Here is a 20,667-nt window from a genome sequence, read left to right as displayed (position 1 = left end):
GGCCGGTTGCCGGTGGTGCTGGGGTGGGGGCGGGTGCCCGTCGCAGGGGCCGGGCGCCGCGGCGGCCGCGGCCGGCGGGCGCGGTTCACCGTCCGCTCCGGCGCCGGGCGGGGCGCCGGCCACCCTTGGACTGGGTCCCGGCGGCTCCGGTGGGCGGGGCGGGCGGCCGGCTCCCGCCGGTGGCCGGTGCCGGGGCGCGCAGTCGGGCGAGCGAGCCGCCGGGGTCCTGGGCGATCCGGGCGAGGAGGTGTTCGTAGGCACGGGCGAGGCGCCTGGCCGTCGCCGGGGTGAACAGGTCGGTGCTGTACTCCAGGTAGCCGGCCAGTCCCCCGCCGGTCTCCTGCACCACCAGGCTGAGGTCGTACCGGGACGTGCCGGCGTCGGTGCGGAGCTGCGTCACGGCCAGGGCCCCGGCGTCGTCGGCCGACGGCACGTCCCAGGTGGGCAGCAGGTTGAACGTGGCCTGGAACAGCGGGGACCGGGCCGGGTCGCGGCGCGGCACCAGGGCACCGACGAGGTCCGCGCAGGGCACGTCCTTGTGGCCGTGGGCCTCGCCGGTGGCGTCCTTCGCCTGGGCCAGCAGCTCGGTGAAGGCGCGCCGCGGGTCCGCGTCGAGGCGCATCGGCAGCATGTTCACGAAGTAGCCGACCACGCCTTCCAGTTCGGCGTCGGGCCGGTTGGCGACCGGCGTGCCGATGACCAGGTCGGGGTCCTGAGTCTCGCCGCCGAGCAGGGCGGCGAACGCCGACAGCAGCGTCATGTAGAGGGTGGCGCCGTGCTCCTGGCCGAGCCGCCTCAGCCCGGCGGCCACGTCGCCGGGGGCGCTCAGCTCGGCCTGGGCGCCCTGGTACGTCTTCACCGGGCACCGCTCGTAGTCGGTGCGCACCGACAGTTGATCGGGCGCTCCGTCGAGCCGTCGCCGCCAGTGGTCGCGCTGGCGGTCGAGCTCCACGGCGGTGACGGCCGTGGCCTGCCGGCGGGCGAAGTCGGTGTACGTCGTCGGCAGCGGCGTGAGCTCCGGCTCTCCGCCCCGCGCGAACGCCCGGTACAGGGCCTGCTGTTCGGTCAGGACGATGTTCACCGACCAGCCGTCGAACACGCCCCACGGGCGGGTCAGTACGGCGATGTGCCGGTCGTCCGCGAGCGTGAGCAGGTGGGAGCGCAGCGCGTACGGTCCCTGCGGGTCGAAGGGCCGGGCCCGTTCGGCGCGCAGCCAGGCGGCGAGGCCCGCCTCGTCGCCCGGGGCGGGCGCGACGGTCACCGCGAAGCCGGCCGCGTCGTGCACGCGCTGGGTGAGGTCGCCACCGGGGTCGCGGTCGTAGCCGGTGCGCAGCACGGGGTGCCGCTCCACGAGGGCGCGCACACTGCGGACGAAGGCGTCGCGGTCGAGCGGCCCGTCGAGCCGAAAGGCGAGCTGCACGTTGTCGTGCGCGGCGGCCAGATGCCCGGGCCGGTCGCGGAACCACAGGTCCCGCTGCTGCAGGGACAGGGGCGCGGTGTCCTCGACGGGCACGCCGGCCGGCGCCGCGCTCCCCCGGCCGCCCGGCACCGAGCCGACGCCGTCGGCGGCGGCAGAGCCGGCCGCCTGCGCCGCGCCCTCCCGCGCGACCGGGGCGTTGCCGTCACCCGGTACGAGGGGCGCACCGGCGGGCTCCGGGCCCTGCTGTCCACCGGGCGCGTCGTCCACCGCCGCGGCCGGGCCCTCCGGCGCCGGGGTGCCTCCGGCGGACTGCGCGGCCGGACCGGTTCGCGGCGCGCCCGGCTGTCCGCCGCTGAGCAGCCTGTCCACCACGGCGGCCATCTCGGCCATGCCGGAGGCGGTGAAGACGGCCTGGAGCGGGAGGTCCGCGCCCATCTCCTTCTTCACCCGCAGCGAGAGCCGGGTGGCCAGCAGCGAGTGCCCGCCGAGGTCGAAGAAGGTGTCGTCGAGGCCGACGCGGGCGACGCCCAGCACCTCCGACACGATGCGGCACAGCTCGCGCTGGGTGGGCGTGTGCGGGGCGACGTACTCCTCGCGGGCCAGGTCGGCCTCGGTCGGCTCGGGCAGGGCGCCGCGGTCGACCTTGCCGTTGCGGTTGACGGGCAGTTCGGCGAGGACGACGAATGCGGTGGGCACCATGTAGTCGGGCAGCCGCGCGGCCAGGTGCTCCTTGAGCCGCCGGGCGAGCGGTACGTCCGGTCCGGCCTCCTCGCGCGGGTCCCGCACCGGGCTGACGTAGGCGACGAGGGAACGGTTGGCGCCGGTGCCGCGCGGCAGGACGACGGCCCGGTGCACGTCGGGGTGCCCGTGCAGGGCGTTCTCGATCTCGCCGGGCTCGACCCGGAAGCCGCGGATCTTGACCTGGTCGTCGACCCGGCCGAGGTGCTCGATCAGCCCGTCGGAACGCCACCGCACCAGGTCACCGGTGCGGTACATGCGGGTGCCCGGGGTGAACGGGTTGGCCACGAACCGCTCGGCGGTCAGCCCCGGCCGGCCGAGGAAGCCGCGGGCGAGCTGGTCGCCGGCGATGTACAGCTCGCCGGGGACACCGGCGGGCAGCGGCCGCAGCGCGTTGTCGAGGACGTACGCCTGCGTGTTGTAGACGGGCGCGCCGATGGGCACGCGGGTGGCGCCGGGCTCGGGGGTGTACGGGCCGTACAGGCCGAGGGCGCCGCCCACCTCGGTGGGGCCGCACAGGTTGAACAGCAGGGTGCCGGGCAGGGCCCGCGCCACCCGCTCGGCCAGTTCCACGGACAGCGGTTCGCCGGTGGCCTCGAGCCGGACCAGGCCGGTGCACTCGGCGGCGGCCGGCTCGGAGAGGAACTCGGCGAGCATGGAGGGCACGAAGTCGATGTCGGTGACGCCGTGTTCCCGGACGGCCCGGGCCAGGTACTCGGGGTCCTTCTGGCCGCCGGGGCGGGCGATGACGATCGTCGCGCCGACCTGCAGCGGCCAGAACAGCTCCTTGACGGAGACGTCGAAGCCGATGGAGGTCTTGAACAGGATCCGGTCGCCCTCGCCGCCCCGGTAGACGCCCTGGTCCCAGGCCAGCCAGTTCATGCTCGCGCGGTGGGTGACGACGACGCCCTTGGGCCGGCCGGTGGTGCCGGAGGTGTACAGCACGTAGGCGGGGTGGTCCGGGCGGATCCCGACGCCGGGGTCGGTGTCCGCCGTGCCGGTGGTGTCGGGCAGTTCGTCGAGGACGAGCAGCGGGCGGGCGTCGGCGACCATCGTCTCGCGGCGCTCGTCGGGCAGGTCGGGGTCGAGCGGCAGGTAGGCGGCGCCGGACTTGAGGATGCCGTAGATCACGACGAGCAGGTCGAAGGAGCGGGCCATGCTGACGCCGACGATCCGCTCGGGGCCGGCGCCCCGCTCGGTCAGCCAGTGCGCGAGCCGGTTGGCGCGGGCGTCGAACTCCGCGTAGGTCAGGGCCTGGTCCTCGTACACCAGCGCCGTCGCGTGGGGCGTGCGGGCGGCCTGGGCGGCGAAGGCGGCGGTGAGGGTGGGCGCCGGCATCGGGGTGCCGGTGTCGTTCCACTCTGTCAGCAGCAGCCGCCGTTCGGCGCCGGGCAGCACATCGAGGTCCAGGGCGCGGGTGCCGGTGCCGTCGTCGGCGGCGAGGGCCTCGGTCAGGCCGGTGAGCGCGGTGAGGAGGTAGCCGGCGACGGCGTCGGCGGACAGCGAGTCGTCGACCTGGAGGTCGAGGGAGAGTTCACTGCCGAAGTCGTCGACGGACACCGACACCGGGTAGTTGATGCCGTCGGCGGCGGCGACGAACCGCACTCCGGCGTCGTCGATGCGCGGGGCCCCGGCCTCGTCGTGCCCGGGTTCGAAGTGGCGGAAGTTGGCGACGGCGCTGAACAGCGGGGCGTCGCCGTCCATGCCGCTGCACCGCTGGGCCAGGCCCAGCGGGGTGTGCTCGCGGACGACCAGGCCGCGCAGCGCGAGGTCGACGTCGTCGATCAGCTCGCGGACGGTGCGGCCGGCCAGCCGGACCCGCAGCGGGAGGGTGTTGATGAAGTTGCCGAGCATCCGCTCCACGCCGGGCACGCCCTGGAGCCGTCCGGACATCACCGAGCCGAAGACGACGTCGTCGCGGTTGCTGCACGCGGCGACGACCCGTGCCCAGGCCGCGTGGAACAGGCAGGCGGGGCTGAGCCGCAGCCGCCTGGCCTGGGCGCGCAGTTCGCCGGTGAGTTCCGCCGGCAGGGTGCGGCGCAGTCGCGTGACCCGGCGGGCGTCGCCGTGCACATCGGCCAGGCCGAACGGGAACGTCGGCTCGGTGACGTCGCCGAGGGCGGCGCGGAAGTACTCCTCCGCCTCGTCGCCGGCCTGCCGGCCCAGGGTGTGGGCGACGAAGTCGCGGTACGGCGGCGGGGGCGGCAGCAGGTCGGCGCGGCCGGCCCTGTGCAGGGCCAGTTCCCCGAGGGTGAGCCGCAGCGAGGTGGCGTCCTCGATGAGGTGGTGGGCGGTCAGCAGGAGGTAGCGGCGTTCGGAGTCCGGGTCCTCGGCGACCGTCAGCCGCAGCAGCGGCGCGCTGTCGAGGCTCATCCGTTCGGGGCGGTCCAGCAGGGCGCGGGCCTGCCGCTCGGCGTCCCCGCCGGGTTCGAGGCGGACGCGGCGCAGCGGCAGCCGGGCGGTGCGGTGCACGACCTGCACGGGTTCGGGAAGTCCGGTGGTGAGGACGGCGGTGCGCATGACGTCGTGCCGGTCGACGACCGCCTGGAGGGCGGCGGTGAACCGGGCGCACGCCGCTTCGTCGTCGGCCGCGTAGAGGGTGGAGACGAGGTAGGGGTCGTGGTCCGGGTCCATCAGGTGGTGGAAGAGGATGCCCTCCTGCGTCGACAGCAGCGGGTAGACGTCCCGCACGTTGGGCGCGCCGCCGGGCACGGCCGCGGTGATCGTGTCGAGCTGGTCCTGGGTGAGGTCGATCAGGGGCAGCAGCTCCGGGGTGAGCCGGGTGCAGCCGTCCGGGATCAGGTTGGGCGGGGCGCTGTACTCGTCCGTCCCGGCGGTGTCGTCGATCCGGGCGGCGAGGGCGGCGAGGCCGGGCTCGGCGAACACGTCCCGTACGGCCGCGTTCAGGCCGTGCTCCTTGAGCCGCGCCACCAGTACGGTGATCATCAGGGAGTGGCCGCCGAGGGCGAAGAAGTTGTCCTCGGCGCTGATCCGTCCGGCGTCGAACCCGGTCAGTTCGGCCCATACCCGGGCCAGCAGCCGTTCGGTGCGGGTGGCGGGGGCGACGTAGGCGCGCCGGGCGAAGGCGTCGGTGCCGGGGGCGGGCAGGGCCGCCCGGTCGAGCTTGCCGTGGGCCGTGACGGGCAGTGCGTCCAGGAGGACGAAGGCGCTGGGCACCATGTAGTCGGGCAGGGTGGCCGCCAGGTGCCGGGTCAGCTCGGCACGGTGGTCGTCGCCCGGGTGGCCGGGGTCCAGGACGGCGTACGCGATGAGGCGGGGGCTGCCCGGCTGGTCCTCGCGGACGAGGACAGCGCAGGCCCGCACGGCCGGGTGCTCGGCGAGGCGGTGCTCGATCTCGCCCGGCTCGATGCGGAAGCCGCGCAGCTTGACCTGGCCGTCGGCGCGGCCGAGGAACTCCAGGGTGCCGTCGGGCAGCCACCGGGCCAGGTCGCCGGTGCGGTACATGCGCGATCCGGGTGTGCCGAACGGGTCGAGCACGAACCGTTCGCGGGTCAGCTCGGGCTGGTGGAGGTAGCCGCGGGCGAGGCCGGCGCCGGCGATGTACAGCTCGCCGGCGCAGCCGATGCCCTGGGGCTCGCGGGCCTCGTTCAGGACGTACAGCCGGATGTTCTGGATGGGCCGGCCGATGGGAACCCTGCGCGGGGCGGGGCCGGCGGGGCAGGTCCAGTGGCTGACGTCGACGGCGGCCTCGGTGGGGCCGTAGAGGTTGTGCAGGGGTGCCGGGTGGCGCTCGTGGTGGCGGGCGCACAGGTCCGGGGGCAGGGCCTCGCCGCTGCAGAAGACCTGGCGGACGGTGGCGCACTCGCTCCAGCCCGGCTCCTCGACGATGGTGCGCAGCATGGAGGGCACGAAGTGCAGGGTGGTCACGCCGAACCGGCGGACGGCGGAGACCAGGTAGGCGGGGTCGCGGTGGCCGCCGGGCTCGGCGACGGCGAGCCGGGCGCCGGAGAGCAGGGGCCAGAAGAACTCCCACACGGACACGTCGAAGCTGTACGGGGTCTTCTGCAGGACGACGTCGTCGGCGCCGAGGCGGTACTCGTTCTGCATCCACTCGATGCGGTTGACCGCCGCCCGGTGCTCGATCATGACGCCCTTGGGGCGGCCGGTGGAGCCGGAGGTGTGGATGACGTACGCCAGATGCTCGCTGGTCAGGCCGAGTTCACCGGCGGGCAGGTCGTCCTCGCGGCCGCCGGTGACGTCCTGCCCGGCGCGGTCGCGCAGGGTGCCGTCGCGGTGCAGGCCGAGCAGGTGGGCGGCGCCGAGCAGGGGCTCGGTGTCCAGGTCCGGCTGGGTGAGGACCACCTGGACGCCGGTGGACTCGACGAGGGCGGCGCGCCGGGCGCCGGGGTGGGTGGGCTCGACGGGCAGGTAGGCGCCGCCGGCCTTCAGGGTGCCCAGGATGCCGGCGACCATCTCGGCGGAGCGGTGCGCGTGCAGGCCGACGAGGGTGTCGGGGCCGACACCGTGCCCGCGCAGACCGTGGGCGACACGGTTGGCCCAGGCGTTGAGTTCGCCGTAGGTCCAGGAGCGGTCGGCGTCGACGAGCGCGATCCGTTCCGGGTGGCGGCCCACCGCCTCCTCGAACAGCTCGTGCAGGCAGCGGTCGGCGGAGTACGGCCGCTCGGTGTCGTTCCACACCTCGACCACCTGGCGGCGCTCCGCGGCGTCGACCATGCTCAGCGCGGACAGGGGGCGGGACGGGTCGGCCGCGACGGCCTCCAGCAGCCGCGTGTAGTGGCCGATGAAGCGGCGGACGGTCTCCCGGTCGTACAGGTCGGTGTTGTACTCGACGGTGCCGGCCAGTCCGTCCGGGGTCTCCCGCAGGTCGACGGTGAGGTCGAACTTGGTGAAGCTCAGCTCGACGTCGACCGGGTTGACGTCGAGGTCGCCGAGGGACGCCGAGCGCCCGGTCTGCGCCTCCTGGAGGACGAACAGGGTCTGGAAGACCGGCGCGTGGGCGAGGCCGCGCTCGGTGTCGAGCGCGTCCACCACGGCCTCGAACGGCACGTCCTGGTGGTCGTAGGCCTCCAGCGCGGTCTTCCGCACGCGCGCGAGGAGCTCCGGGAAGGCGGGGTCGCCGGACAGGTCGGTGCGCATCACCAGGGTGTTGGCGAAGAAGCCGACCAGGTCCTCCGCCTCGCGCCGGTTGCGGCCGGCGACCACGGTGCCGACGGCGATGTCGCTCTGGTGCGTGTAGCGGTTCAGGACGACGTCGTAGGCCGCCAGGAGGGTCATGTAGAGGGTGGCGTCGTGGGTCTTGGCCACCTCGCGCAGCGCGTCGAGCAGTTCGGCGGGGCAGCGGAAGGTCTCGCCGGCGCCCGCGTACGTCTTCACGCGGGGGCGTTCCCGGTCGGTGGGCAGGGTGAGCCGGGGGTCGACGCCCGCCAACTGGCGCTTCCAGTAGCCGACCTGGCGTTCCTGCACCTCGTCGGCGAGCCACTGCCGCTGCCAGTGGGCCCAGTCGGCGTACTGGACGGGCAGGGGTTCGAGCGGCGCCGGCCGGCCCGCGCCGAACGCCTCGTAGCAGGCCACCAGGTCGCGGAAGAACACCCCGACCGACCAGCCGTCGCAGACGCTGTGGTGGGTCGTGACGAGGAGGTGGTGCTCCTCTTCGGACCGCCGCAGCAGACGGGCCCTGACGAGCGGCCCGCGCTCCAGGTCGAACGGGGCGGCGGCCTCCTCCCGGCAGATCTCGGGCAGCCGCGCCGGGTCGGTGAGTTCCTCCTGCGCGACGGTGAAGTCGGCGCCGTCACCGACGATCTGCCCCGGTACGCCCTCGTGTTCGGCGAACCGGGTGCGCAGCACCTCGTGCCGCTGGACGACCTCCGCCAAGGCCCGCAGCAGCGCGGGCCGGTCGAGGCGGCCGCTGAGCCGCATCGCCACCGGGATGTTGTAGGCGGCGCCCGTGCCGCCCAGTTTCTCCAGGAACCACAGGCGTTGCTGGGTGAACGACAGCGGCAGCGGCTCGCCGGTGTCACGCGGCAGGCGCGGCACGGCGCTCAGCGCGGACAGGTCGACGCCCTGCTTGCGCAGCAGCGCGATCACGGCGCGCTGCCGCTTCGCGGGCAGGGAGCGGATCCTCCGGACGAGGTCCAGTCCGGTGTCCTGACTGGTGATGTCCATCGTCAACCTCTGCCTCAGCTCTCGATGTCCAGGGCGTCCAGCTCCTCGTCGCTCATGTGCTCGACGAGGGCGATGCTTTCGAGGATCAGGTCCACGTCGAGCGTGCCCGAGTCCGTCGTGCCGGCCGCGCGACGGCCGAGCTCCAGGGCCATGTCGGCGAGCCGGGGCGCGCTGAAGACCGCCTCCACCGGCAGCTCCACGCCGGCCCGTTCGGTCAGCCGGTTGATGAGACGGGTGGCGAGCAGCGAGTTGCCGCCGAGGGCGAAGAAGTCGCTGCGGCCGTCCAGCCGCTCCGCCGCGACGCCCAGGACGTCGGACCAGGCGAGCGTCATCGTGCGCAGGGAGTCGGAGGGCGCGCCGATCCCGGCCGGCGTGTCCGGCGCGGGCGGTTCCGCCGCCGGCCGCCGGGTGGCGGCGGGTGCCTCCGGGGTGCCACCGACCCAGTAGCGGCCGGTCTCGAAGGCCGTCAGCGGCAGCGGTGCCATGGGGCGCGGCCCATCGTGCAGGCCGGCCCACGGCACCCGGACGCCGCGCGCCCAGAGTTCGGCGAGCTGCTCCAGGGCCCGGTCCTGGACCAGTCCGGCGAGGAACGCCTCGCCGCGGGCGCCGGCCAGGACCGCGGCGAGCGGACCGGCGTCCTCCTCGGCGTTGCCGCGGTGCACGCTCGCTCCGACGGCCGCCGTGGCGGGGCCCTCGGCGAGCTCGGTGGCGAGGGCGCCGCGGAGCTGCCCGCGGCCGGCGGCGACCACGGCGAGCCGCTCCGCCTGGGGTTCCCGGCCGAGCTGGGAGGTGTAGGCGAGGTCGGCGAGGCTCACCGTGGCTTCGCCGGCGCCGTCGCCGTCCAGGAAGTCGCGCAGGCGGCTCACGGCCGTGCGCAGCAGCTCCGGGGTGCGGGCGGAGACGAGCACGACCTGCGGTGCCGGGTCCGCCGGGACGTTGCGGACGGGAGCGGGCGGCGCCTCGACGACGATGCTGACGTGACTGCCGCCCGCCGCCACGGAGTTGATGAGGGCGCGGCGGGGCACACCGCCGCGCGGCTCCCAGCCGGCCGGTTCGTCGGCGAGCCGGAGGGCCGAACCCTCCAGGTCCAGCCGGGGGTTGGCGTTCCCGGTGGCGACGAGCGGGGCGACCTGGCCGTGCCGGAGCTGCAGTACGACCTTGGTGAGCTGCGCGATGCCGGAGGCCGCCTCGGGGTGGCCGAGGTTCGACTTCACGGTGCCCACCGGCACGGGTTCGGTGACGCCGGCGAACACCTCGCGCAGCGCGCGCACTTCGACCTCGTCGGAGAAGGCGGTTCCGTTGGCGGCGGCCTCGACGCAGCCGATGTCGGCCGGTGCGGTGCCGGCCCGCTCCAGGGCCCGTCGCATGGTGGCGACCTGGGTGCGGTGGCTGGGGGTCATGAAGCCGTTGGCGCGGCCGCCGTGCAGTGAGGCGGTGCTCCTGATGACGGCGTGCACGGTGTCGCCGTCGCGCAGGGCCGCGTCCAGCGGCTTGAGCAGGACGGCGCCGACCGCCTCGGCGGGCAGGTAGCCGTCGCCGTCGCGGAAGCTGCGCGCGCCCGGGTGCGTGCCGAGCAGCCCCATCTCGCCGAGCGCCAGGTACTTGTCGGGGTGGACGTTCAGGTTGACGCCGCCGGCGACGGCCAGCTCGCACTCACCGCGCAGCAGGTCGGCGCAGGCGAGGTGCACGGCCATCGCGGAGGACGTGCACATGCTGTCCACGGCCAGGCTCGGGCCCTCCAGGCCGAAGAAGTGCGAGACGCGGTTGGCGATGAGGTTGTAGGAGGCGGAGGCGGTGAGCGCCGCGAGGGCCGGGTCGGCGGCCGCGTCCGCCCGGTACATCTGGTAGGCGGCGCCGACGTAGACGCCGACGCGCCGGCGGTGACGCCGCTCGACGACCTCCTGGGTGACGCCGCCCTGCTCCAGCAGGTGCCACACGGTCTCCAGGAACAGCCGCTGCTGCGGGTCCATGGCGGCGGCCTCGCTCGGCGCGATGCCGAAGTGCAGCGGGTCGAAGCGGTCGATGCCGTCGAGGAACGCGCCCCACTGCGCCTTGCCGCCGCTGTCCCAGCGGTCGGCCGGCACCTCGGTGACACAGTCCCGGCCCTCGCGCAGCGCGGCCCAGAACTGCTCCAGGTCGTCGGCGTGCGGGTAGCGGCCGCTGATACCGATGATCGCGACGGCGTCCGTACCCTGCTCGCCCTCGCGCCGGGCCGGTGCCGGGGCCTGCGGCAGCCGGGGCGCGACGGCCTCGGCCGGGGCCGCGGCGAGCGCGGCCGCGGGGGCGGGCTCGCCGACCAGGGTGCGCAGGGCCTCCGGATGGTCGGCGGCGAGATACTGAGCCAGGCCGCGCACGGTCCGCACCTCGAACAGCAGTGTCCGCGAAAGCGGGCCGAAGGTCTCCTCCAGCGGCTGGAGCATGGTCACGGCGAGCACGGAGTCCATGCCGTACCGCTCCAACGGCGTTTCGGGATCCAGCCGTTCGGGCCCGAGCTTGAGCGCCGCCGCGAGCACCCGCCGCAGATGGGCCACGGCCCGCTCCTCGACGGCCGGTACGGCGGCAGCCCCGGTGCCGGGGTCCGGGGCGGCGGTCGTCACAGGGGCCGGAGCGGGGGCGTCGGTCACCGGCGCCGGCGGGGCGCTCTGGGCGCTCTGGGCGCTCTGGGCGCTCTGGGCCAGCCTGGCCTGCAGGGCGGTGCGGTCACCCGCGACGACCAGCAGCCCGCCGTCCTCGGTCACGTCCTCGCCGGCCAGGGCGAACCGCAGTGCCGCGAGCCCGCGCGGGGTGTCGAGCGGCACGAGCCCCGTGGCGCGCAGTTGCTCCCGGACCGTGTCCCCGGCCCCCATGCCGCCCTCGTCCCACAGCGGCCAGCCGACGGACACCGTACGGCCGTTGCGCAGCCCGGCCTTCACGAGCCGGTCGCGGTGGGCGGCGTAGGCGTCCATGAACGCGTTGGCCGCCGCGTAGTCGGCCTGACCGGGGTTGCCGAAGGCCCCGGCGATCGAGGAGAAGCAGACGAACAGCTCCAGCGGCTGCTCACGGGTCAGCTCGTCGAGGTGGACCAGCCCGGCGACCTTGGGGGCGAGGACGCGCTCCAGTTCCTCGGCGCTCTTGCGGACGACGAAGTTGTCGTGGACGACTCCGGCGGAGTGCAGCACGCCGGTCAGCGACCCGTGTTCGGCGGCGACATGGGCCAGCAGACGGGCCAGGGCGTCGTGGTCGGTGACGTCGACACGCTGGTGGTCGACGGTCAGGCCGGCCGCGCGCAGGGCGTCCAGCTCGGACCGCTGGGCGTCGGTCAGCGGGGAGCGTCCGGTGAGCACCACGGTGGCCGTGCCCACGGCGGCGGCGATGTCCCGGGCCACGATGAGACCCAGCCCGCCGACCCCGCCGGTGACGAGGTAGACGCCGCCCTCGCGCCAGGGCGTGGGCGCGGGCCGCGGCGGGACCTCGGTGAGGCGGCGCACCATGCGGCGGCCGTCGCGGTGACGCACCTCCGGCTCCGGGCCGGTGACCGCCTCGGCGGCGAGACGGGCGGCGACGGTCGCGGGGGCGGCGCCGTCCAGGCACTCCACGTACTGGGTGCGCAGCCGCGGGTTCTCCAGGTGGGCGGTGCGCAGCAGCCCGGCCAGACCGCCGAGGCAGGCGGCCGTGCCGTCCCCGGCGGTGCCCACGGCGGCGACCTGGAACAGGGTGGGCCGGCGGACACCGCGCAGCAGCAGGTCGCGGATCAGGGTGAACACCTGGCGCGCCGCTTCGGTGTACCGCTCGTGCAGGGGTCCGTCGGCAGGCTCCACGACGGTGCAGTGCGTGCCGGCGGGCAGCGCGGCGCTCAGTGCCTCGCGGTCCGCGGCGCCGATCCGGCCGAGGACGACGACGTGCCGCTCGGCGAACGCCTCGCCCGGCGCCGCGGTCCCGGTGGCGGGCAGCTCGGTCCAGCCGGGCCGCAGCAGGACCACGTCGCCGTCGTCACCGGCGGCGGACCGCCGGGGCGCGCCCTCGGTGTCGAGGTCGAACCAGCAGCGTTCGCGGGCGAAGGGGTAGCCGGGCAGGCTGATGCGACGCGGGCCGGGGCCCGCGGCAGCAACGAGATCCCAGTCCACCTCGCCGCCGTCGGCCCATAGTGCGAGCAGGGCGTCATGCCTGTGCTGTTCGCGCCAGGCGGTCACGGCGGCGCCGACGGCGGCGCCGTTCCCCGGGCGGTCGGGGCGGGCGGTCCCCCGGTTCCAGGGACCTGGCGCGGCGGGGGCGGTGGCGAAGGCGGCGAGTCGGTCGCGGGCCTCGGTGAGGGAGGCCGCGGCGAAGGCGAGGCGCTCCTCCAGGGCCGTGCGTCCGGTCTGCAGGGTCCAGGCGACGGCCGGGAGGTCGGCGTCGGACAACTCGCCCAGCCGGGCGTGCAACCGGCGGGCCTGCTCGACGAGCTGGGCCTCGCTCCTGGCGGACAGCACGAGCAGGAACGGCCCGTCCGCGGTGGTCTCCGGGCGGGCCGGCGCCAGGTACTCCTCGATGACGACGTGGGCGTTGGAGCCGCCGCCGCCGAAGCTGGAGACGCCGGCCAGCCGGGGCAGGGCGCGCCGCTCGCCGTCGGTGTCCCGGACCTGGCGGTGCCAGGGCTCCAGGGTGCGCTGAACGCGCAGCGGGGTGCGGTCGAAGTCGATGTGCGGATTGAGCGTGGCGGAGTGCAGGCTCGGCACCAGCTCGCCGTGCCGCATCTGGAGCAGCACCTTGGTGACTCCGGCGATTCCCGCGGCGCTCTCGCAGTGCCCGATGTTGGACTTCACGGAGCCGATGGCGAGGCGCTCGGGGGCGCCTCCGGTGCGGCGGAACGCCCGCTGCAGACCGGCCACCTCGATGGGGTCGCCGAGGGAGGTGCCGGTGCCGTGGGCCTCCAGGTAGCCGAGGGCGCCCGGGTCGACGCCGGCGGCGGTGAGCGCGTCGGCGATCACCTCGCCCTGGGCGACCGGGGTGGGCACCGAGTACCCGGAGGTCCGGCCGCCGTGGTTGACGGCGGTGGCCTTGATGACGCCGTGGATCCGGTCCCCGTCGGCTACGGCCCGCGCCAGCGGCTTGAGCAGGACGGCGCCGACGCCCTCGCCGGGCACGTAGCCGTCGCCGCCCTCGCCGAAGCTGCGGCACCGGCCGTCGCTGGAGAGGAAGTCGCGGCGGCCGAGGACGAGGTACTTGTTGGGGTGCGGGGTGAGGTTGACGCCGCCCGCGAGCGCGGTGTCGCACTGGCCGCCGCGGATCGCCTCGCAGGCCAGGTGGATCGAGGTCAGGGACGACGAGCACATGGTGTCCACGGCCAGGCTCGGGCCGTGGAAGTCGTAGAAGTACGAGACCCGGTTGGCGACCGTGGAGGCGCTGCCCCACAGGGCGTCGGGCGCTCCGCGTTCCTGCGCCTGGGCGCCGAGGAGCTGGTACTCCTGGTACATCACCCCGACGTACACGCCGACCCGGCCGCCCCGGGACAGCCGGTCGGCGGTGTACCCGGCGTCCTCCAGAGTGTGGTGGGCGCACTGCAGGAACAGGCGCTCCTGCGGGTCGAGGTGGTCCGCCTCCAGCAGCGATATCTGGAAGAACAGCGGGTCGAACCGGTCGATGTCGTCCAGGAAGCCGCCCCAGGAGCCGGCGCCGGCCGCGGCGTAGCGGCCGCGGTTCCAGCGGTCGGCCGGGATCTCGCGGACGCAGTCGCGGCCCGAGCGCAGGTTCTGCCAGAACTCGTCCAGGTCGGCGGCCTGCGGATAGCGGCCGCTCACCCCGATGATCGCGATGTCGCCGTCACGCGCGGGGGCCGGTTCCGGGCCGGTCGTGGCCGCGGCGGCCGTCGGCTGCCGGGACTCCGTCTCCGGCAGGAGACGGGTCGACAGGCCGGTCAGCTCCACGCACACCCGGCCGTCCTCGTCGAGGACGGTGATGTCGAGGCGGGCCGTGCCGTCGCCGGTGTCCGGGCCGGGCCCGTGGCGGATCCAGGCGTACGCCGTGGCGGCGGTGGCGGCGACGGGTTCGGCGCGGTCCAGGGCGAACGGCAGGGCGAGACCGGTGGACCGGCCGTCGGCCGCCTGGTCCAGCCACAGGCCGATCGTCGCCTGGAGAGCGCCGTCGAGGATGCTCGGGTGCATCAGCGCGCCGGTGCCGAGCGGTTCGGCCGCGTCCGGCAGCCGCAGGTCGGCCAGGACCTGGGGGCGCCCCTCGGCGTCGGTGCCGGTGCGCAGTCCGGTCACGGACCGCTGGGAGGGGCCGTAGGCCATGCCCATGCGGTCGTAAAGGCCGTACAGCCGCTCGGCCGGGTGGAAGGTGCCCGCGCAGGCCGCGCGCAGTTCGCCCAGAAGCGGCGCCCGGCGGGTGCGGTCCGGGCCGACGGCCGCGCGGCCCTGGCCGCAGAGCGTGCTCTCGCCGTGGTCGCCGACGCTCTCGATCTCGTAGGCGCAGCCGCCCGCCGCGGAACTCCGCACCCTGACCCGCAGGGTGAGCCCGCCGGAGCCGCAGACGGCGGGCCGCAGCCACACCACGTCGGTCAGCCGGACGGTGGCCGCGTCGTCCTGCCCCAGTGCCCGGGCGACCGCCACGCGCGCCATCTCCAGGTGGGCGGCACCGGGCAGGATCCGGTCGCCGTGCACCTGGTGGTCCCGCAGGAACGGTTCGTCGCCGGTGAAGCGGGTCTCGTACGTCGTCACGTCGCCGTCGACCGCACCGGCCGTCCCGCTGAGCAGCGCGTGCGGCACCGGTGCTGCCGCTGCCGCCGGGGTGCGGTGCCCGGACGTCAGGTGCGCCGCGAGGGCGTTCAGGGTGCGGTGCTCGCGGAGGGCCGCCGGGGCGAGCGTCAGTCCCAGGCGCGCGCCGACGCGGTCGGCCAGGCGGGCGAGTCCGGTGACGTCCAGCCCGAACTCGGTCAGCTCGGCGTCGGCGTGCACGTCGGCGGCGTCGACGCCGAGGAGGGCGGCGACTTCGTCCGTGAGGGCGGCCCGGATGCCGCCCGGCGCGTCGTGATCCGCGGCGGCGGACGGCACCGCGGTGGTGGTCGGGAAGGACGACAGCCCGTGGACGGCGGGCGCGACAGCTTCCACCGGGGCGGGGGCCGGCGCGGCGAAGCCCGACGCGGCAGGGGCAGTGGGAACGGGTTTCGCCGAAACGGGCTCAGCCGTACGGGATGCCGCCGGTGCGGGCACCGCCGTCGCGGCCGCGGTGGCCGGGGCACCGGCCGGGACCTGGGTCCCCAGCCACTCCGCCAGCTCGGCGATCGTCCGGTACTCGAACATCACCGTCGGCGACAACTCCACCGACAGCCGCTCCTCCAACTCCGCCACCAACGACAGCAGATCCGCCGACCCCAGCCCCAACTCGTAATAACCCGAACCCACATCGACCGAGTCGGCAGCCACCCCCAACCGGGCCGCCACCGCCCCCCGCACCACATCCACCAGACCACCCGGCGCGGCGGCGGGCGTCAGCGGGCCAGCGGCCGGAGCGGGCACCGCCGACGCGGCCGCGCCGGCCGGGGCACCGGCCGGGACCTGGGCCCCCAGCCACTCCGCCAGCTCGGCGATCGTCCGGTACTCGAACATCACCGTCGGCGACAACTCCACCGACAGCCGCTCCTCCAACTCCGCCACCAACCACAGCAGATCCGCCGACGCCAGCCCCAACTCGTAATAACCCGAACCCACATCGACCGAGTCGGCAGCCACCCCCAACCGGGCCGCCACCGCCCCCCGCACCACATCCACCAGACCAACCGGCGGCGCGGCGGCCGCCGGTGCGGCAGGGAGCGGTCCGGCCGGCGCGGGGGCGTCCCCGCGGACGTCCAGGGAGGCCGCGGCGCGGATCCGCTTGGCGACGAACCGGCCGACCTCGGCCACCTTCACGCCCTCGGCGTCGTAGAACTCCACCACCAGGCGGATCAGTTCATCGTCCCGGCGTACGGAGTCGGCGGGGACGCGGACGTAGCAGCGGCCGCCGAGCGATCCGGCGGCGCGGAACTGTTCGAACATCAGCGGCAGGTACAGGCCGGGGCCGTCGTTGTCGCCGTGCAGCATTCCGAGGGCGACGCCACCGCCCAGCAGACCGGCCTCGAACAGCGCGGGATGGAAGAGGAACCCGGCGGCGGATCCCTGGTGCTCGGGGGCGAGTTCGAGTTCAGCGACCCAGTCGCCGGTGCGGTGGTGGACCACGCCCCGGAGCTTCATCAGTCCCGAGTGGTGCAGGTCGTACTCGCGGCACCAGGTGTAGATCTCGTCGAGGGTGGTGTGCCGGGTGGCGCCCTCGACGGGCAGCGCCAGCCGTTCACCGAAGGTGACGCGCGGCCGGCGGCGCACGTTCGCGACGGCGTGCAGGACCTCGGCGGTGTCCTCGGGACGGCGGCTGCGCACCTCGACCCGCCAGCCGCCGTTCGCCGCGGGACGCCCCTCGACCGTGGTCAGCACCCGTTCCCCGGGACCGGCGACCAGCGGGGCGAGAATGGCGAGATCGCGCAACTCCACCTCAGGCATGGGGTGTCCGTGCCGGGCCAGGACCTGCAGGACCAGATCCACGTAGCCGACGCCGGGCAGCAGGCTGCGTCCGTACACGACGTGGCCGTGCAGCAGCGGGTTGTCGGCGGTGACGGCGAAGGTCTCGGTGAAGGTGGTCGTTTCGATCATCGGTGTCCGTCCAGGAGGATCGTCAGGCCGGCGGAGCGGCCCGGCGGGGCCCAGCCGTCGGAAGGCAGCCGGAGTTGCACGAGAAGGGGTGTCCGAGTGCCGTCACCGGCAGACCTGGGTGCGGCCGGGGGCGGTCCGGGACACGCGGTTCCCGGCGCCCTCGCGGCATCGGTGCCGGTGCGCTCAGCACAGGGCGACGGCGGTCAGGAGCAGCCCGTCGCGGCGCAGCCACCGCCCGGTCACCCGGGGGACGGCCCGGCCTGCGGCCATCGGCGGGGGCACCAGGAAGCGTGCGCCGAACCGGCCCCCGCCGGCGATGTCCACCCGGACCGCGTCGAACCCGAGCATGCGCCGGGCGAGCGGAAAGGAGACCTTGTACATGGCCTCCTTGCAGCTGAACAGCAGCCGGTCCCAGGAGAGGGCCGCATGCCGTGCGGCGAGCCGGCCGACCATGTCCCGCTCCTCGGGCAGCCCGATCATCTCCAGGACGCCCTCCGGGAGTGGCTCGTCCCGTTCGGCGTCGATGCCCACGGAGTGCACGCGACTGGTCCGCGCGACGGCCGCGGCGCGATATCCGGCGCAGTGCGTCATGCTGCCCACGACTCCGGCCGGCCAGCGTGGTGCGCGCTGTGTTCCGGGGGGCAGGGGAAAAGGAGGGATTCCGAGGTCACCGAGCGCGGCACGGGCGCAGTGCCGCACCGTGGTGAATTCCCGGCGCCGGGCGGGAACGGCCCCCGAGACGGCCGCTTCCTCTTCACTGAAGAGGTGATTGCCCCGGTCGTCCTCGAACGCTTCCGCGGAGGCCACCGCCCGCGGAAGTATCTCCTCGATCACTTTCTCCCCCAGTTATTTCTTACCACCCCTGCACAACACGCCGGAGCCCTCTCGTCACCAGGCGGTGAGCGAGAAGCGCTCCCCGAGATCTCGGGCACCGATCGCGAAATCCCTGATCCGCTCGGCCTTCTCGACCATCTTGTCGTCGCCGGCCTTCCTGGAGATGGCGATGAGCCATTCGTAGGTCTCGCTGGGGTGCACGTCGTAGGTGAAGTGAATTTTGGAGAGCAGGAAGAGAATGTCCCGGAAATTCTCGCGCTCGACGACATCGGCCAGCGTGCGGATCCGTTCCGCGCGTTCCCTGGTGAACGGCTTCCGGTCCGGGAGTTCGGGGGTCTCGCCGGGAGCGTAGACGGAGGCGTCGGCGAACGCCTCCTTCTCGTCGAAGGAGGCGTTGAAGGCGAGGTCGACGCAGAGCGCCTGCCGGCTGATGTCGGAGAAGTTGACGGCGGAGTGGACGGCCGCCGCGTCCAGGAACCAGATCTCGCCGGGCCGCATGTGGATGACGGTGTCGTCGTCCGAGTGGAAGGCCAGCGGGCTGTCCTCGAGGACCATGAAGGTGCGGAAGTACAGGTCGAGCTCACGGTCGAGCTCGACGAAGTCGCGGTGCGGGATCACGATGGCGTTCTTCAGGTTGCGGGTGCGCGCCATCTGGAGCCGGTCCTGGTCGTAGACCGTGGTGATGATCTCGTCGAGGTAGGGGACGTGCTCGGCGTGCCGGGTGGGCCGGGCGGGCGCGCCCTCCAGGTCCCGGTAGAGCCGGTCCTCGCTGCCGCCGCTGGCGTTGTACAACGGGATGTTCTTCCAGAACCCGTTGCTGAACTCGTCGTACTCCTCCTCCACAGTGGGGACCGCGGCGAGGTAGTCGAGGTCCTTTCTCAGCCGCTCATGGTCGAGTTCGATGCGGCCGAGTATGTGGGAGCGCATGCGTCGTCCTCCGTCGTGGCAAGGTAACCGTGCGGACCGGCTCAAGCGATACGGGCAAGGGAAATTCAATATTCATCTGCTTTCGGTGGACGGGCAGGTGAAAGCAGACGCCATGACCTTCCTGGTCGGCAACCAACGCCAGGTGTCAGAAGTTGAATGGTGAGTGAACGGCGCGATGACGCGCCTCGCCCTAAGTCGCTCTCGCGCCCACGAAATCCCCCGTTGCCCCCGCCATCACGGTCGATTCACTCAGGAGAGGATCGGAACCGTGATCGAATTAGTTCGAGCTTAGAGCAGCCTCTTCTGGGCCGTCAACCGTTCCTTGACCATCTAACCAATGGCCTGCCGCTCCACCACACGGCATGGAAACAAGTCGGCCGTCGAATTCACGCCACTCCCCGCACGGCCCCGCGGCCGCGACGTCCTCCCGCCCCGGACGGGGCCCGGCTCTCACCCGCCCCCGGACAGATCGTGCGCCAGGCCTTTACGGCGATCCAACGCTGCACTACTTTGCCGCAAGATTCAGCGCGGACCGCCTACTGCTGGACCGTGCGGGCCCTGGACGCGGCCGGCAACCTCTCCGCCGCGAGCACCGAGAAGTGCGCCACCACCGGCGAGACCCCGCCGCCCGCCGCCGCGGGCGCCCCGCTCGGCGGCGACCCGCGCAAGGACCCGGTCTACTTCGTGCTCACCGCCCGCTTCTACGACGGCGGCAGCTCCAACAACCGCGGCGGCAGCCAGCACGTCCCGCGCGTCACCTGGGACCGGCGCTTCCCGCCCGCGATGTACGACGAGGTCACCCGCAGGTTCGGCGCGGACAAGGCCAGGGACTTCTTCGTCTTCGGCGAGGTCGCCGCCTTCGTCAACGACAAGTGGAACCACGGCTCGGTCAACCACTCCGCGCAGTTCTTCACCTGGAAGGAGCGCAAGGAGTACACCTCCGACGACGTCCGGGCGGCCCTGGACCAGTACGACCACGAGGAGAACCTGGGCCCGGCGGGACAGCCGACGTCCGCCAACGCCTTCCTCGACGGCAACAGCTACCACGCACCTGACCACAGCCGGTTCAGCGGCATGAACATCATCGACATGCGCATGCACAACAACTTCGGCGACGCGTCCAACGCCTTCAACAACGGCAAGGACTCCGACGACTCCACCAACGACGCCACCTACAACGTCGTCTACCTCGACAGCCACGACTACGGCCCGAACAAGTCGAGCACGCGCTACAACGGCGGAACCGACGCCTGGGCCGAGAACATGTCCCTGATGTGGACGTTCCGCGGCATCCCCACCCTCTACTACGGATCGGAGACCGAGTTCCAGGCCGGCAAGCAGATCGACTGCGGCCCCACCTGCCCGCTGGCGAGCACCGGTCGCGCCTACTACGGCGACAGGGTGGCGGGCGAGGTGACGGCGGGCGGCTCTCCGAGGCCTCGAGCGCGAGCGGGGCCGTGGCCACCACCCTCCAGCAGCCCCTGGTCAAGCACCTCCAGCGGCTCAACCGGATCCGCCGGGCCGTGCCCGCCCTCCAGATGGGCCAGTACTCCACCGCGGGCGTCAGCGGCGACCTGGCCTTCAAGCGGCGCTACACCGACACCGCCACCGGCGTCGACAGCTACGCGCTGGTCGCGGTCGGCAACGCCGCCACCTTCACCGGCGTCCTCAACGGCACCTACAAGGAGGCCGTCACCGGAAAGACGGTCACCGTCGGCGACGGCACCCTGTCCGTCCCCGCCTCCGGCAAGGGCAACCTCCGGGTCTACGTCCTCGACCTCGGCGGCGCCAACGCGGCGCCCGGCAGGATCGGCACGGACGGCCCGTACCTGAAGTAGTCACCGGGTCCGGCGGCGCGGTGGACGCGCCGCGCCGCCGGCCCAGGCGCGGGAACCCTCTGCGAACACCGGTTGCGGACCCGATCCCCGGGTACAGCGATGGAATATGGGTTGTCCCCACAGCACCCGG

The 20,667-nt window shown here is 73.9% G+C and carries 5 protein-coding genes and 1 pseudogene; 2 read left to right on the top strand and 4 right to left on the bottom strand.

Annotated features, from left to right (window positions below; all coding sequences use genetic code 11):
• Positions 1 to 85: 85 nt before the first annotated feature.
• From AB0924_RS25380 to AB0924_RS25365, 4 genes are all read right to left on the bottom strand, one after another.
• Positions 86 to 8,302 (bottom strand): amino acid adenylation domain-containing protein, encoded by an 8,217-nt coding sequence (locus AB0924_RS25380; protein ID WP_366912605.1) that lies wholly within the window; start codon positions 8,300 to 8,302, stop codon positions 86 to 88.
• A gap of 14 nt (positions 8,303 to 8,316) precedes the next feature.
• Positions 8,317 to 16,938 (bottom strand): SDR family NAD(P)-dependent oxidoreductase, encoded by an 8,622-nt coding sequence (locus tag AB0924_RS25375; RefSeq protein WP_366912603.1) that lies wholly within the window; start codon positions 16,936 to 16,938, stop codon positions 8,317 to 8,319.
• Between the two features lie 183 nt (positions 16,939 to 17,121).
• Positions 17,122 to 17,745: a 4'-phosphopantetheinyl transferase superfamily protein gene (locus tag AB0924_RS25370; RefSeq protein WP_366912622.1), complete on the bottom strand. Its 624-nt coding sequence runs from the start codon at positions 17,743 to 17,745 to the stop codon at positions 17,122 to 17,124.
• An 81-nt stretch (positions 17,746 to 17,826) separates the two neighbouring features.
• Positions 17,827 to 18,699: an aspartyl/asparaginyl beta-hydroxylase domain-containing protein gene (locus tag AB0924_RS25365; RefSeq protein ID WP_358934740.1), complete on the bottom strand. Its 873-nt coding sequence runs from the start codon at positions 18,697 to 18,699 to the stop codon at positions 17,827 to 17,829.
• On the opposite strand from AB0924_RS25365, the gene AB0924_RS25360 reads away from it, so the two are divergent.
• Together AB0924_RS25360 and AB0924_RS25355 are read left to right on the top strand one after the other, a co-directional pair.
• Entirely contained in the window at positions 18,698 to 18,862 is a 165-nt protein-coding gene (locus AB0924_RS25360; RefSeq protein WP_366912602.1) for a hypothetical protein, read from the top strand. The genes AB0924_RS25365 and AB0924_RS25360 overlap by 2 nt on opposite strands.
• 365 nt (positions 18,863 to 19,227) lie before the next feature.
• Positions 19,228 to 20,537: pseudogene (locus AB0924_RS25355) on the top strand (hypothetical protein); the annotation flags it as partial.
• Positions 20,538 to 20,667 lie beyond the last annotated feature (130 nt).

The organism is Streptomyces sp. NPDC047869, from assembly GCF_040704065.1.
Lineage (GTDB): Bacteria > Actinomycetota > Actinomycetes > Streptomycetales > Streptomycetaceae > Streptomyces.
Note: the sequence above shows the minus strand (reverse complement) of the source record. Positions and strands in the feature narration are given on the sequence as shown.